This window comes from Extibacter sp. GGCC_0201, assembly GCF_017566055.1.
Taxonomy (GTDB): domain Bacteria; phylum Bacillota; class Clostridia; order Lachnospirales; family Lachnospiraceae; genus Extibacter.
Map to the genome: position 1 here is coordinate 19,513 of NZ_JABFCH010000006.1, position 13,910 is coordinate 33,422.

Here is a 13,910-nt window from a genome sequence, read left to right on the forward strand (position 1 = left end):
AGGTGCCTGCATTGGAGAATCATATTATCATAAGAATCCTGACCCGTATTTTTGACTTGATAGTTTTAAATATACTGTGGCTCGTCTGCTCTGTCCCGATTGTAACGATTGGAGCATCTACGACAGCGTTATATTCGGTCATGCTGAAAGTCGTAGCCGGTGAGGAAAGCTACATTATGAAAGACTTTTTTAAAGCCTTCCGGGTAAGCTTCTGGCAGAGCACGGCCGTGTGGCTCATACTGCTTGCGGCAGGCGCCGCACTCGGAGCAGATATCGTGATATTCCAGAGGGCATCTGGCATTGCCCGGGCAGGGCTGGCAGTGTTCTATATCATCACATTTTTTTATGCAATCGAAGTGATATTCGTATTTCCGCTTATTGCAAAGTTTGAAAACACGACAGGCAATATGCTGAAGAATGCCATACTGATTCCGGCCTCCCGGCTCCCATTCGCCGCGGCTGTCCTCGTCATGACAGGCACGTGCCTTGTGCTTACCTTCCTGAACTATACCACGCTTATGGTGGGCGCGGCAGTGTGGGGCATAATCGGAGTGGCGGTGCTTGCTTATGTGAATTCCATATTTATCCGTAAGATTATAGAACCATATATGTAAAATCAGGTCGGCCATACTATAACGGCTGGTTCCATTATAGTGTAATATGGCTGACCTTTTTCACTGCCCATGTTCACTACGGTATGTTGATACGCACAGGAGTATCAGATATTTTTGCATATGAAATAATTTTAAATGAGGCATCTGGCCGATAAATCTTATGGTCTGCTGATATGATGCTGGTATCCGAGACATTTAAGGTGAAGACATTCTCGCCGGCTTCTGTATAAGCGCCCTCTTCTATTATCTTAGATTGCCGGTACAGGCAATAAGACCCATCCTTTGTAAATGTCAGGTATTCATCTTCTTCACCTCTCCCATCGCCCGTACAGTACGTCCCCACGATATCATCGGAGTATTCTCTGGAAGATACATATTGGAAGATATTTATTCCCAGAGATATTAACAATAAAAACACAAGTATGGAAATGAATATAGGTTTTCTCATAAAATTCGCGCCCCCTTTGCTATCATATGGTTTAAACTTATTTGTCAGGCAAGTGTGTCCATCCATTGAATGATTTGAGTATATCTTAAAATCGATGTAAATACAAGAAACGGGTGATTGCCATTACGCAAAACGTTTTTGCCGGGTACACATAATTTCATAAAATAATTGAGCAGTTGCCGCCTGAATGCTATAATGGGAACATAGCGGTACTATGGAACCAGCCGGGTAAGTGGCGGAGCAAGGAGGGAAAAGGCATGCAGGAGCTTACGAGACTGATAAAAGAGGATATGAAGCCGGCACTCGGGGTTACAGAACCCGGAGCCATCGCCTTTGCGGTTGCCAGGGCGAGGGAGCATACAGAAGGAGAGATCAGGCAGGTGCGGGTGGCGCTGAACTCGGGCATGTACAAGAATGCATTTACGTGCGGCATCCCTAATTCCGGACATTTCGGCAATCTGTACGCCGCGGCGCTTGGAGCGGTGGCGGCAGATGCATCGCTCGGGCTTCGGTCTCTGGAACATATAACGGAAGAAGACGACGCACATGCGGCAGAGCTTGTGGAGGAAGGCCGGGTAGAAGTGGTTATGGATCATATCGGCTCGGAGATAACGATTGACGCGGCAGTCACAGCAGGACAAGATCAATGCACGGTCCATATCCGTGGAGGCCATACAGATATTACTTGCATAGAGAAAAATGGGGGCGTCATCTTCAGTGCCGCAGAGAAGGCGGAAGAAGGGCAGGAATCCGAACAGGGGATGCCCGTCATACACAAGTATACGCTTCACGAGATTCTGGACTATGTAAAGACCGTCCAGGAAGGGGAGATCAGCTTTATCCGGGACGCATTTACGATGAACATGGATCTTCTCGAAGAAGGGATACAGTCGCCGAAGACGAAGATCGTCCATCAGCTGCTGAAAGAGAATGAGAGCAGAATCATCTCCGATGACGCGAGGAAGACCGCACAGCTGCTCTGCAACGGTGCGATCGAGGCGAGGGTCCTTGGTCTGGCGCGGCCGGCAATGAGCATAACCGGGAGCGGCGCGCACGGAATCATCGCTACCATGCCGTTGTTTGCGTATTATGAAGTGAATTATGAAGTGGTGGACGACGATATCCTGCTGCGTGCTACGGCGTTGAGCTATCTGATTACGATGTACATCAAAGAGTATTCCGGGAAGCTGTCTGCATTCTGCGGGTGCGGGATAGCCGCAGGCACAGGTATGGCATGTGGGCTTGCATATATGAGGAATGCTTCCGAAGAGCAGATTACGATGGTAATCCAGAACATGGCGAGCGGGCTCACGGGCATGATCTGTGACGGAGGCAACCAGGGATGTGCCATGAAGGGGATCGTGGCTGTAGATGCAGCGTTTCGGGCTGTGGACATGGCCATGGAACACGTATGTATAGACGATATCCATGGTATTAACGGGAAGACGCCGGAAGATACTATGCGGAATATGGGACGGATCGCGTCCCCCGGTATGGTGGAGACAGAGAAGACGATAGTAGAGATTATGGAGCATAAGTAATACAGAGGAAAGACAGGGGATAAGGCACATGAGTACAGACGGGAAGAATAAAAAACGCCACAGAGGGAGAAGAAAGAAGAAGGCAAAGAACAGCCTTGTCACAAATATCGTGCTGGCGGCTGCGGTAGTCGTATTCTGCGTATCGGCATTCCAGCTGATTAAGATTGCCAAGGGATATCTGGACGGGCGGAACGAGTATAAGAAGATTGCGGACCTGGCACTGAAGGATACCGATGACAAGGATAAATTCAGGGTGGATTTCGATGAGCTTCTGAAAATGAACCCTGATACGGTAGGCTGGCTGCGTTTCCATCCCGAACCTTCCATCATCAATTATCCGGTCGTACAGGGAAAGGATAACCAGGAATATCTGCACAAGACATTTTCCGCAAATGAAAATACGCTGGGAACTATTTTCCTGAATGTGGATAATAGTAAGGATTTTTCGGATAAAAATTCTATCGTGTATGGACACAGGATGAAGGACGGTTCCATGTTCCGGCATCTGTGGGATTATGATGATCAAGAGTTCTACAGCAAGAATCCGTACTTTTACATCTATACGCCGGACGGCAGGGAGATCACGTACCATATCTTTGCCGCAGCCAAAGTAGGGGATACGTCCAGGGCTTATACCACGGTGTTTGGTTCAGAAGCGCAGTTTGAAGAAGTTGTCAAAGAGATGAAAGAAGCGTCGTTCTATAACACGAACGTAGAGGTCGGCGGGGACGATTCGATCGTCACGCTGTCCACCTGTACCGCAGAGAGCGACGATAACCGCATGATAGTATGCGGCGTGAAAGAAAAGGAAGTAAAACTGGAGGATTGAGGATGGATTATACTTATGAAATCGGAGATATTGTCACGATGAAGAAGAAGCATCCGTGCGGAAGCAAAGAATGGGAGATCCTGCGGGTCGGCGCGGATTTCCGCCTTAAGTGTCTCGGATGCGGACATCAGATAATGATTGCCCGCAAATTAGTAGAAAAAAATACGAAGCAATTAAGGAAAAAAGCTTGAAACAAGCATCGTTTTATGATATCATATTAAATCGTGATACATGAAATGTCCGTACGCAAATTGCGGCGGATATCCTTGCTCCCACCAATGAGCGGGGGCCAAAAGACCAGAAGGAGGTGCGAAGACGACATGAACAAATATGAATTAGCTGTTGTTGTCAATGCAAAAATCGAAGATGACGAGAGAGCACAGGTTATCGAAAAGGTAAAAGCGTTAGTAGAACGTTTCGGTGGCAGTGTGACAGACGTCGATGAATGGGGTAAGAAGAGATTGGCTTACGAGATTCAGAAGATGAAAGAAGCATATTACTATTTCATCCACTTCGAATCTGCAGCAGAAGTTCCAGGCGAGATTGAACAGAGAATCCGCATTATGGACAACGTGCTCAGATATTTATGCGTGAAACAAGAGGCATAAGCAGGAAGAAGAGGTATAAATATGAATAAAGTAATTTTGATGGGACGCTTAACGAGAGATCCGGAAGTCAGATACTCGCAGGGGGATAACCCACTGGCTATCGCAAGATATACGCTGGCTGTCGACCGCAGGTTCAAGCGGGACGGAGAGGCTACCGCGGATTTTATTTCGTGTGTTGCATTCGGAAAACAGGCAGAGCATACGGAAAAGTATTACCGTCAGGGGCTCAAAGTTACAATCAGCGGCCGTATCCAGACAGGAAGCTATACGAACAAAGACGGTGTCAAAGTATATACGACAGAGGTCGTGGTAGAAGAGCAGGAATTTGCCGAGAGCAAGGCTGCAAGCGACGCCAACGCGGGAAGTTTCCATCAGGCGGCTCCAGCACCGGCACCGGTGTCAGACGCTGGTGACGGCTTCATGAATATTCCGGATGGAATAGATGAAGAATTACCGTTTAATTAAGCGAGAGCAATCGAATATTCATTTTCAGAAAGGAGAACAGCTATGGCTTACGATAAAGGAAATCGTCCGGAAGGCGGCTTCAAAAGAAGAGGCGGCGGACGCAGAAGAAAGAAAGTATGTGTATTCTGTGGTAAAGAGAATAACGATATAGATTACAAAGATGTGGCAAAGTTGAGAAAATATATCTCTGAGAGAGGAAAGATTCTTCCTAGAAGAATCACAGGCAACTGTGCCAAGCATCAGAGAGCTCTTACTGTTGCAATCAAGAGAGCAAGACATATCGCTATCATGCCATATGTCCAGGATTAATCCGAACAGATGACATGTGACCGCCGCTGCGCTGCAGCGGCGGTTTTTTATATCAGAGGAAACTTCGTTCCCTATGATATAAAAACCCTCCGGGGGATGCGCACACTTTGTTCCATATCGGTTGACAGAATGAATGAATTAGGATAAAATAACATATACTTTATATTATCTTAATAAAGGAGGGCGCACAATGCAATACATCGAACGCACGCTGGAAAGAAAATTTTTGCACATGAGTGCCTTTTTCAAGGCCGTCCTGGTGACAGGCGCCCGGCAGGTCGGAAAGACGACGATGCTAAAGCATTTGGCCGAGGGACAGAGCAGAACCTATGTTTCGCTGGATAACGCGATGGTGCGGATGCTTGCCCAAACGGATCCCGTGCTGTTTTTTCAAACCTACAAGCCGCCGATTATCATTGACGAGGTACAGAAGGCCCCACAGCTTTTTGAGCAAATCAAAATCCTGTGCGACGAGAGCGAGGAAAAGGGTCTCTTTTGGCTGACTGGCTCCCAGCAGTTTAACATGATGAAGAACGTTCGGGAAACGCTGGCCGGGAGAATAGGCATCCTGGAGCTTTATAGCATGTCAAAGAATGAAATTGAGGGGATTGGCTTTTCAGACGGTCTCGATTTCTCTCTGCCTTGCCTGCTGGAGAGGCAAAAGCAGGTTAAGAAGAACGACATCATCGACGTATTCGAGCATATTTGGCGGGGCGGTATGCCTCAGGTGCTTGATGCCGATGCAGAGCAGCGGCAGGAATACTACAATTCCTATGTGGACACTTACTTGATGCGCGATGTCGCGGAGGCGGGCGGCATCACAGATGCAGTGCGCTTCCGCAAGTTTTTGAACGCCTGCGCAGCCCTGGTGGCCGAGCAGGTTAATTATAAGACGCTGGCCGAAGCCGCCGATATCGCACAGCCTACAGCAAAGGAGTGGGTGCGGGTGCTGCAAGGGCTGGGGATTATCTACCTTTTACAGCCGTTTTCCAACAACGAATTGAAGCGGCTCACCAAAACGCCAAAGCTGTATTTCTGCGACACCGGCCTTTGCGCCTATCTCTCCATGTGGCTTACACGGGACACCTTAATGAACGGCGCGGTCAACGGACATTACTTTGAAAACTATGTGGTGATGGAGCTGTTGAAATACTATACCTATGCAAAGGCAAAGGCCAACCTGACCTATTACCGCGATTCCAACGCCAAGGAGATCGACGTTTTTGTAGAGGAAAACAATCTGATACACCCGCTGGAGATTAAGAAGTCCGCCAACCCCGACCGCCGCGAGGTAAAAAAGTATGCGCTGCTAGATAAGACCAGCCTGGAAAGAGGCTGCGGCGGCATACTCTGCATGTGCGAGGAAGTTATACCCATTGACGATAAAAACTGCTTCATCCCCTGTAATCTGATTTAGATGCGAAATCGGTTAAGGTAGATTAGAGTTGACGGTATATATTGTGCAAATTCTGAAAGTAGAAGTACACAACTATCTGAAAAAGAGTTATAATAATCATATAATCAAGGGAACCGGAGTCGGGCAGAAGGCGAGGAGATGGTGAATATGAAGAAGAACACGATTATCACGATAGGGAGACAGTTTGGAAGCGGCGGACATGAGATTGCCAACCGGCTGGCAGAGCGTCTGGATATACCGCTCTATGACCGGAACCTGATTCAGATGGCAGCCAAGGAGCTGGGCATCAGCCATGAGACGGCAGAGACGGTCGATGAGACGATTCTCGGAAAGTTCCTGTCGGCATATGTGGTGAATATGGGTGAGTACACCTCTTTCATGGACGGGGAGGCGACAGAACCTTTAAGCGATCAGGTATACCAGACACAGTCGGACATCATCAGGAAGCTGGCGAAAAGAAGCCCGTGTATCATGGTAGGGAGGTGTGCGGACCACATATTGGAATATGATTTCAACTGTATCAATGCATTTATATATGCGGAAAAGGAAGACAGAGTACGCCGTGTCACGAGGATATACAACCTGAATGAAAAACAGGCGCAGGAAAAGATAAAAAAGACGGACAAAGAGAGGAAGCTCTACTATGAGGCGCACACAGGCCGCCCGTGGGGCAGCATAGAGTCGCACCAGATGTTGTTCAACGTAAGCAGGCTCGGGATAGATGATATCGTGGATGTGCTGGCAGCCATGTTCCGTGCCAGAAGGTAATGCAGGAATTGGAAAATGATAGATTAGAAGCGTACGCCATCGTAAAGATGTGGAATAATTCCTGACTGGTCAGTGCGCTTGCAAGCTGTAAGCAAAAAGGACGCGGAAAACGCAGACTCCAGATGGATTCGACAGGAAAGCTGAATGCTTTCCCGTCTCAGCCATCTCAAAAACCGGACTTGAGTTCCGGTTTTTGGTCTGTGTTCGCCGCGTTCTTTTTGTTAACATCTTGGCAAAGCTCCCTCCAACAGCCAGGAACCATCCCACATCTTCCCGCTGTCTGATACACCTCAGAGCTCAAATTTCCAAATCTGCAGGATTCCCTGCACTGTTCCAATGGATAGAATTATTGGCGGATAATGTCAGGCATGTTTGCTACTTTGACCGCCAGAGAATCTCGCATGGCTGTAGTGTTATGGTCTCGCGGTTGCCTTCTCCGTCGTAGAAGGCGGTCGTCTGCACTTCGTTGGAATTATTGAGGATTGCGTATTTTCCGCTTTCGGGATAGGCGTTGACTTCGCAGTTGAGGTTGTCGGCGTACCATCTTTGGAAGTGGTCTTCTTTATGTGCAGCGTAGTACAGGGAGCGCATCAGGAGGCGCGTGTTCTCATAGCTGTACGGAAGTCCCGCGATGTATACGCCGCGTCCTTCTCCGTACGTATTGGCTGCGAGGTGCACTTCGTTGTCAGAATACTCTATTATCTCCGTACCGGAGGAGAGGGCGTAGATATCATGCTTGCTTTCTCCAAAGTCGAAGTCCGCGGACCTGTCTTCTGTGATAAAGTGCGTATCGAGCGCTTTTTTATGATATTTGTCCGTAGACAGGGTGAAGCCAAGCTCCTTGTCTACGCCAAGTGCGTCAGCAAGCTGGAAGAAGCGTCCGCCGTGGTGTACCGCAGACGGCTCTCCTACGCCGACGAACCCACCGCCTGCATGTATCCAACGGCGTATGGTGGTGATAAGCTGCGTATCCAGCCACTCCTCTCCGCCTGAGAATGCGGTTTCGGCATCCCCTGCGTTGATGATGACATCGATATCCTCCGGAATGCCGTTGCTGCGGATGTCGTCGAAGCTCATGAATACGACATCCACGGCGGCACCGCTCAAGGATTCCAGAATACCGAAGTAGGAATAGGTCTGCTTGTACCAGAGCGCGTGGGCTACCATGTAAGACTGCCAGGAGCGTAAGTGCCCCCAGGAGTTGAGAATAGCAACCTTGAGGCCGCAGTAAGGTTTCTTTCCTTTTACATTGTCATATATAAGCCGGAACTCGTCCGTAACCTTTTCGATATAGTCTACAAATTTCGGGAACTTGTAAGCCAGGCTCAGATATCCCCCGTAGCCGATACGGTCTACCGGGTTCCTCATAAGCGCTCTCCTTGCACTGAGCCAATTATCGATGGCCTCGATGCACGGGTCGTTCCCCTCGTAGAAGGTGTCCGGAAAGAAGTAGGGAAGGAATCGCCCTTCCGTATACTTGACTCCCGGGATGTCGGAGATGAGCCGCAAGGTGGCGCCTCCGCCCACGCTGCCGACTACGGCGTCAAGCCCGATGCTTTCAAAGTGCGGGCCGTATGGCTCCGTGCCGATCCAGTTGTCCCCGAGGAACATCATGGCCTCCCTTCCTGCATCGTGTACAAGGTCGACGAGTTCTTTGGCTTTACGGGCCACGAACTCCTGGATAAATGCCATGTAATCCCGGTATGCTTTAGAAGGGACACGGAAGGTCGTGTTGTAATATCCGTTGTCTACGATATCCTCCGGGCGGAGCGCATAGCCATATTCCTGCTCGAATTCTTCCAGTGCGCGGATGGAGACGGTGGCGCCATAACCGAACCAGTCTACAAACTTCTCCCGGGCTTCGGAATTGAAGACGAGCGTAAAGTGGTAAAAGAAGGTCGTAAATCTGACCACATCTGTATCAGGATTATCTATAAGCCACTGCCTCAGATAGTCTTTCGCAAAGGTTCCAGAAGCAGGCTGGCGGACATCGAACGGTATATCGTGAGGCTTGTCTCCCCAGTTGTTGGTAATGTGGTTGTACATCTGTGTCGGGTCCCATATCGCATATACGAAAAAGGATACGGTATATTCGTGGAACGGGACGGCACCTTCCACCGTAACAAGATCCTTGTCGGTATCTACGGACCAGCATTCGGCAGGAACCACTTCCTGGGTCGTGCGGTCTATGACTTCCCACCACTTTTTCGGATCATGTACGTAGTCAGCCTGTACCTGTTCGCGGAAATACCCGTCTAGAAAATCAATGGTGACAGTCGTATCGACTGCAAGATTGTGCCTGGACATGAGCAGCATCTGCTGGCATTCTTCCATATGCTCTTTGGCGAATGCATTATGACCTCTTGCCACAAAGTATGTCGTATATATTTTTGCATCTAAAGATTTGATTTCATCATCCAGCTTCGTGCCATCGCTGTCACGAAGGGCATCTGCGCCCCAGCGGTCGAGCATTTCCTGCGTTTCTTTTAAAAAATTGGATTCGCTCGGCAGCGTGACTCTTCCTTTTGTTTTAGACATAATTAACCTCCCTGATTCAACGCGTGCAGGACGATAAAGCTCCCCACGCAAACATTTAATTTGAGTATATGGAATAACGGGTGAGATTACAATAGCACGATTGTTGGTTTTTTTTGCACATTTGTGTGTTATCATTTGTACAATCTTGTATTTCGCAATACTGTCTGCTACATTTAAAGGCAGAGCAACAGGGTGTGAACAATTGAATATCAATGTGGAAAAGGAGCTGCAAGATTGTCTATGAAGTCTATGGAAGTCGAAGTGATTCGAAGCGCTGAAGATTTGGAAATGCTGTCCCCTTTTAAAGTGGACAACAACTTGTGGGGAACAACAACTGTCCCGGAAACATATGGGTATCTCGGATTTATCCCGGATGACGGATTCTATCTGAAGATGGTATGCAAGGAAGCAGATCCGCTTAGGAAGTACAGGGATATGAATGCGCCTGTATATCGTGACAGTGCCATGGAAGCCTTCTTTCTGTTTGAATCGGAACGGGAGCGGTACATACAGCCGACTTATCTGAATTTTGAGGTGAATGCCAACGGCGCTCTGCTGGCGGCATATGGTAAGGAGCGCATATACCGCACTTATTTTGCGAAAGAAGAACATCAGGAATTTGCTTGCAGTACACAGATAGAAGAAGACCGGTGGAGCGCGGCGCTGCACATACCGGTTTCGATTCTGGAACATATATACGGCCCCCTCTGTCTGGAGGCCGGCAGTACATTTACCTGTAATTTCTATAAGATATCAGAGGCGGCTGAAATAGAGCACTATGCCTCCTGGTCTATGATAGAGACGGACGTGCCGAGCTTTCATCTGCCGGAATACTTTGGAACCGCTGTGATATCCGAGGGGCGAAGGAGCCGCCGGCAGGACTAGAAGCTGCCCTCGGCCATTGCTTTTATAGAAGAGGCGTATTCGGAAGGCGTCATTCCCGTCACCTTTTTAAACTGCCTGGAAAAATAATGGATGGAAGTGTAGCCAAGGTGTTCGGATACCTGCGTGAAGTTCATGCGGTTCGTCCGTATCATTTCCTTGGCTGCATCGATCTTCATCTGAGAAAAATACTCGATAATGCCGAGAGCGCTTCTCTCCTTGAAGATTTTCTGCAGCTGAGAACGGCCGATGAGGTTATCGCGGCAGATCTGTTCTATCGTCACGTGTGAACTGATATTGCTTTCGAGATAGTCGACGACGCGGTTGAATATTTCATTATCACTTCTATTTTTGGTCGTCTTCTGGGGTGCGGCCTTGGGCAGCTTCTTGTCAAATATGATTGGATTGGAATATCTTCTTATTATATGTATAAGGAACTGTTCCAGAAAGAGCCGGATGAGCTGTTCAGAACCGAACATGTCGGATTCCTTCTGAGGCATGTTCTGCAGATAAGGATCGTCCAGCCTGCAGTCAAAACAGCGGCGAGCTTCAATTATAATAGAAGCGAGGAGATTCCGCTCCGTCTCGTCAATTTTCAATATGCGTTTTTTGAAAAAGCGCATGGCTTCGTTGCGGCACTGGAACGATATAACGACAAGGTTAGGAGCAGAGTCCCCGGTCGCTTTTACATTATGAAATTCGTTTGGCTGATGGAATGCCACATCGCCCTTCTTCAGCACGGTAAACGAACTGCCGCCCGTCACGCCTACCTCTCCTTTGTCCACGCAGATAAATTCCCAGAAGTCATGTGATTCCCCTTCGAATGAGAAATCGCTCATATATTCAAAGTAGTGGATACTGTATATCTTGCCGACAGATATAGAATCTTTCAATTCAACTCCGTTATATCCCATAATAATCCCCCTGTTTTGTGTGTTTTGTAATATGAATGATGTAGATTTTTGTCTAATCTTACTAATATTATACCTCTTGTTTTGTGAAAAATCAAAACTAAAATGCGGATAGTGCAAATTAAGAGGATTTTAGGACAAAGATTTTTGTGCATATTTGTAATACAATAAATCTAGACACAAAGTAATCTTTATAGGAGGTAAAGTATTATGAAAAAAAGAGTTTTGAGCGTATTATTGTGCGTAACAATGATCGCTGCCATGGTTGTCGGATGTGGCAAGAAGTCTGATGGCGATGGGGGAGACAAAGGTGGAAAGAAACTTGTTTACTGGGCAATGTGGAGTGAAGGCGAACCACAGGCGAAGGTAATCAAATCCGCTATTGAGAAGTATACGAAGGATACAGGAGTAGAAGTTGACGTACAGTTCAAAGGACGTAATGGACAGCGCGAAGGCCTGCAGCCTGCATTGGACGCAAAGCAGCAGATTGACCTGTTTGATGAAGACGTCAACCGTGTAAATGGTTCATGGGGCAAATACCTGCTCGACCTGGAAGACCTTGCAAAAGACTTTGAAGCCGAGCACGGCAACGAGACGCTGTACAAGATCGCCCGCAACGCATATGCACAGAACAACGACGGAGACGAGACGCTGCATTCTATTCCTTATCAGCCATCGATCTTCGGATTCTTCTACAACAAGACATTGTTTGACCAAGCCGGCATCGAAGCAGTTCCTACGACATGGGAAGAGTTAGATGCTGCATGCGCTAAGTTAAAGGATGCAGGTATTACACCTATTACAGGCGACACTACATACATGACATCTTTCATGGGATACCACCTTGGACGTTACCTTGGACAGGACGGCGTGAAGGCTCTCGTTGGAGACCCGGCTGTTGCTGATAAGGTTGAATCAGGCGATATCGAGAAAGTATCCTGGGAAGATGAGAAAGTAGTTCAGGCTGCAAAGGATATCGAAGATTTCGCAGCGAAGGGATACTTCTCCAAGAACATAGCTTCCAACATCTACCCGGCAGGACAGAATCAGGAGTTCGCTCCTGGTGAAGCTGCAATCATCCTCTGTGGTTCCTGGCTGCCGAACGAAATCAAGGTCGGAGAAAATGCTGAGGGCGATGACAAGGTTGAAGTGGCAGACGACCTGACATGGGGTTACTTCAACTATCCATCTGTGAAAGACGGAAAAGACGACAGCACAGCAAACAACATTGCAAACCAGGTGCTGGCAATCAACAAAGATTCTAAGATGACAGAAGAAGCTTTTGAACTCATCACATATATCACGGCAGGAGATGCTGACAAGCAGATGACGACGGACGCTCTGTGTATCCCGGCAGACAAGGCTAACGCAGATGCATGGCCGACAGAACTTACAGAAGTGAAGCCAGGGTTCGACGCTACGACGACATACTATGACTGGGCTGTAGGCGCAGAGAACAATGGAGACCTTACACCGGTTCTCAACGAGAACGTTGTGAAGCTCATGGCAGGAAGCATGACAGCAGATGATTTCATCAAATCTTGCAAAGAGGCATCTGGACAATAGGCCCTGTGCGGTTGACAAGAACAGAAGTTAATAGGTAATATATATATGGTGGCATGGCGTCATACGCTGCCACCATATTTTTTAAGACAAGGAGGTTGTCTGATGAAGAAAAATAAAGGAATGATTGTGGGGTTCCTCGCACCGGCCGTTATTATCTTTCTCATTGTATTCCTGTACCCGATTGTCCGTACGGTAATGATGAGCCTGTATAAGATAGAGGCCGTGACAGACACCATGGACTTATGGACATTCGTAGGAGTACAGAACTACCAGAAGCTTTTTACGACGGCTATTTTTAAGACGGCCATGATGAATATTGTGAAGATATGGCTTATCGGCGGTATTATCGTAATGATCGTATCGCTGTTCTTCGGCGTAATCCTTACAAGCGGCATCAGAGGGAAGAAATTCTTCCGTGCCATCATCTATCTGCCCAATATCGTCAGTGCGGTCGCACTGGCTACGATGTGGCTGCAGTACGTATACAGCCCCAAATTCGGACTTTTGAAGAGCGTGCTGGATGCGCTCGGGTTACATAAGCTAGCGGAGACGCAGTGGACTGCCCCGGAGAATGTATTCTGGGCCCTGCTGCTTGCATACTGCTTTGGTATGATTGGTTACCATATGCTGATCTGGATGAGCGGCATCGAACGTATCAGTCCGGACCTGTATGAGGCTGCCACGATTGACGGGGCCAACAAGCCGCAGCAGTTCCGCTACATGACACTCCCTCTGCTGAAGGGCGTGTTTAAGACAAATATTACGATGTGGACCGTCAGCACGGCTGCCTTTTTCGTATGGTCACAGCTGTTCTCCTCTGTTACGGCCAACCGGGCCACGATAGTGCCGGTACAGTATATGTACATGCAGATATTCGGCGCGGGCAACGCAGTGACAGAACGTAATGCAGGATACGGTGCGGCAATAGGTATTATCCTGTGCCTGTGCGTAGTTCTTGTATTTACGGTATGTAACAAGTTCATCAAAGATGACGATCTGGAATTCTAGGAAGGA

General features: G+C 48.1%; 15 protein-coding genes. 12 read left to right on the top strand and 3 right to left on the bottom strand.

Annotated elements, in window-relative coordinates; genetic code table 11:
* The first annotated feature begins 2 nt into the window (after nt 1–2).
* Nucleotides 3–614 carry a YesL family protein gene (locus tag HJV72_RS05550; protein WP_208069398.1) on the top strand — a complete coding sequence of 204 codons (612 nt, stop codon included), beginning with the start codon at nt 3–5 and terminating at the stop codon, nt 612–614.
* Between the two features lie 76 nt (nt 615–690).
* Here HJV72_RS05550 and HJV72_RS05555 read toward each other — a convergent pair whose 3' ends face one another.
* Complete coding sequence (locus tag HJV72_RS05555) at nt 691–1,062, bottom strand: hypothetical protein (protein WP_208069399.1); 372 nt, start codon at nt 1,060–1,062, stop codon at nt 691–693.
* A 257-nt stretch (nt 1,063–1,319) separates the two neighbouring features.
* On the opposite strand from HJV72_RS05555, the gene HJV72_RS05560 reads away from it, so the two are divergent.
* The 8 genes from HJV72_RS05560 to HJV72_RS05595 all read left to right on the top strand — a co-directional run bounded on the left by HJV72_RS05560 (nt 1,320) and on the right by HJV72_RS05595 (nt 6,999).
* Complete coding sequence (locus HJV72_RS05560; protein ID WP_208069400.1) at nt 1,320–2,603, top strand: L-cysteine desulfidase family protein; 1,284 nt, start codon at nt 1,320–1,322, stop codon at nt 2,601–2,603.
* Nucleotides 2,604–2,631: 28 nt separating this feature from the next.
* The gene (gene srtB, locus HJV72_RS05565; RefSeq protein ID WP_208069401.1) at nt 2,632–3,432 is read left to right on the top strand and encodes a class B sortase; all 801 of its coding nucleotides are present in this window, start codon (nt 2,632–2,634) and stop codon (nt 3,430–3,432) included.
* A gap of 2 nt (nt 3,433–3,434) precedes the next feature.
* The gene (locus tag HJV72_RS05570; protein WP_066571756.1) at nt 3,435–3,623 is read left to right on the top strand and encodes a DUF951 domain-containing protein; all 189 of its coding nucleotides are present in this window, start codon (nt 3,435–3,437) and stop codon (nt 3,621–3,623) included.
* Nucleotides 3,624–3,752: 129 nt separating this feature from the next.
* Nucleotides 3,753–4,040 carry a 30S ribosomal protein S6 gene (rpsF, locus tag HJV72_RS05575; RefSeq protein WP_066571760.1) on the top strand — a complete coding sequence of 96 codons (288 nt, stop codon included), beginning with the start codon at nt 3,753–3,755 and terminating at the stop codon, nt 4,038–4,040.
* Nucleotides 4,041–4,061: 21 nt separating this feature from the next.
* Nucleotides 4,062–4,505, top strand: coding sequence for a single-stranded DNA-binding protein (locus HJV72_RS05580; RefSeq protein ID WP_049729755.1), 444 nt, complete (start codon nt 4,062–4,064; stop codon nt 4,503–4,505).
* Between the two features lie 42 nt (nt 4,506–4,547).
* Nucleotides 4,548–4,814 (top strand): 30S ribosomal protein S18, encoded by a 267-nt coding sequence (gene rpsR, locus HJV72_RS05585; RefSeq protein WP_208069402.1) that lies wholly within the window; start codon nt 4,548–4,550, stop codon nt 4,812–4,814.
* 190 nt (nt 4,815–5,004) lie between these two features.
* Nucleotides 5,005–6,231: an ATP-binding protein gene (locus tag HJV72_RS05590; RefSeq protein ID WP_208069403.1), complete on the top strand. Its 1,227-nt coding sequence runs from the start codon at nt 5,005–5,007 to the stop codon at nt 6,229–6,231.
* A gap of 147 nt (nt 6,232–6,378) precedes the next feature.
* Nucleotides 6,379–6,999: a cytidylate kinase-like family protein gene (locus HJV72_RS05595; protein ID WP_208069405.1), complete on the top strand. Its 621-nt coding sequence runs from the start codon at nt 6,379–6,381 to the stop codon at nt 6,997–6,999.
* 375 nt (nt 7,000–7,374) lie between these two features.
* Here the strand turns inward: HJV72_RS05595 and gnpA are convergent, their stop codons facing one another.
* Nucleotides 7,375–9,537: a 1,3-beta-galactosyl-N-acetylhexosamine phosphorylase gene (gnpA, locus tag HJV72_RS05600; protein WP_208069407.1), complete on the bottom strand. Its 2,163-nt coding sequence runs from the start codon at nt 9,535–9,537 to the stop codon at nt 7,375–7,377.
* Nucleotides 9,538–9,777: 240 nt separating this feature from the next.
* Between gnpA and HJV72_RS05605 the strand changes: the two genes are divergently transcribed.
* Nucleotides 9,778–10,422 (top strand): carbohydrate-binding family 9-like protein, encoded by a 645-nt coding sequence (locus HJV72_RS05605; protein WP_208069408.1) that lies wholly within the window; start codon nt 9,778–9,780, stop codon nt 10,420–10,422.
* Here the strand turns inward: HJV72_RS05605 and HJV72_RS05610 are convergent.
* A complete protein-coding gene (locus HJV72_RS05610) occupies nt 10,419–11,333 on the bottom strand; it encodes an AraC family transcriptional regulator (RefSeq protein WP_208069409.1) in 915 nt (304 codons plus the stop codon). The two genes, HJV72_RS05605 and HJV72_RS05610, sit on opposite strands and share 4 nt — an antisense overlap.
* Before the next feature lie 207 nt (nt 11,334–11,540).
* On the opposite strand from HJV72_RS05610, the gene HJV72_RS05615 reads away from it, so the two are divergent.
* Together HJV72_RS05615 and HJV72_RS05620 are read left to right on the top strand one after the other, a co-directional pair.
* Nucleotides 11,541–12,896 (top strand): ABC transporter substrate-binding protein, encoded by a 1,356-nt coding sequence (locus tag HJV72_RS05615; RefSeq protein WP_208069415.1) that lies wholly within the window; start codon nt 11,541–11,543, stop codon nt 12,894–12,896.
* Nucleotides 12,897–12,998: 102 nt separating this feature from the next.
* Nucleotides 12,999–13,904 (top strand): carbohydrate ABC transporter permease, encoded by a 906-nt coding sequence (locus HJV72_RS05620; protein WP_208069417.1) that lies wholly within the window; start codon nt 12,999–13,001, stop codon nt 13,902–13,904.
* Nucleotides 13,905–13,910: the final 6 nt, after the last annotated feature.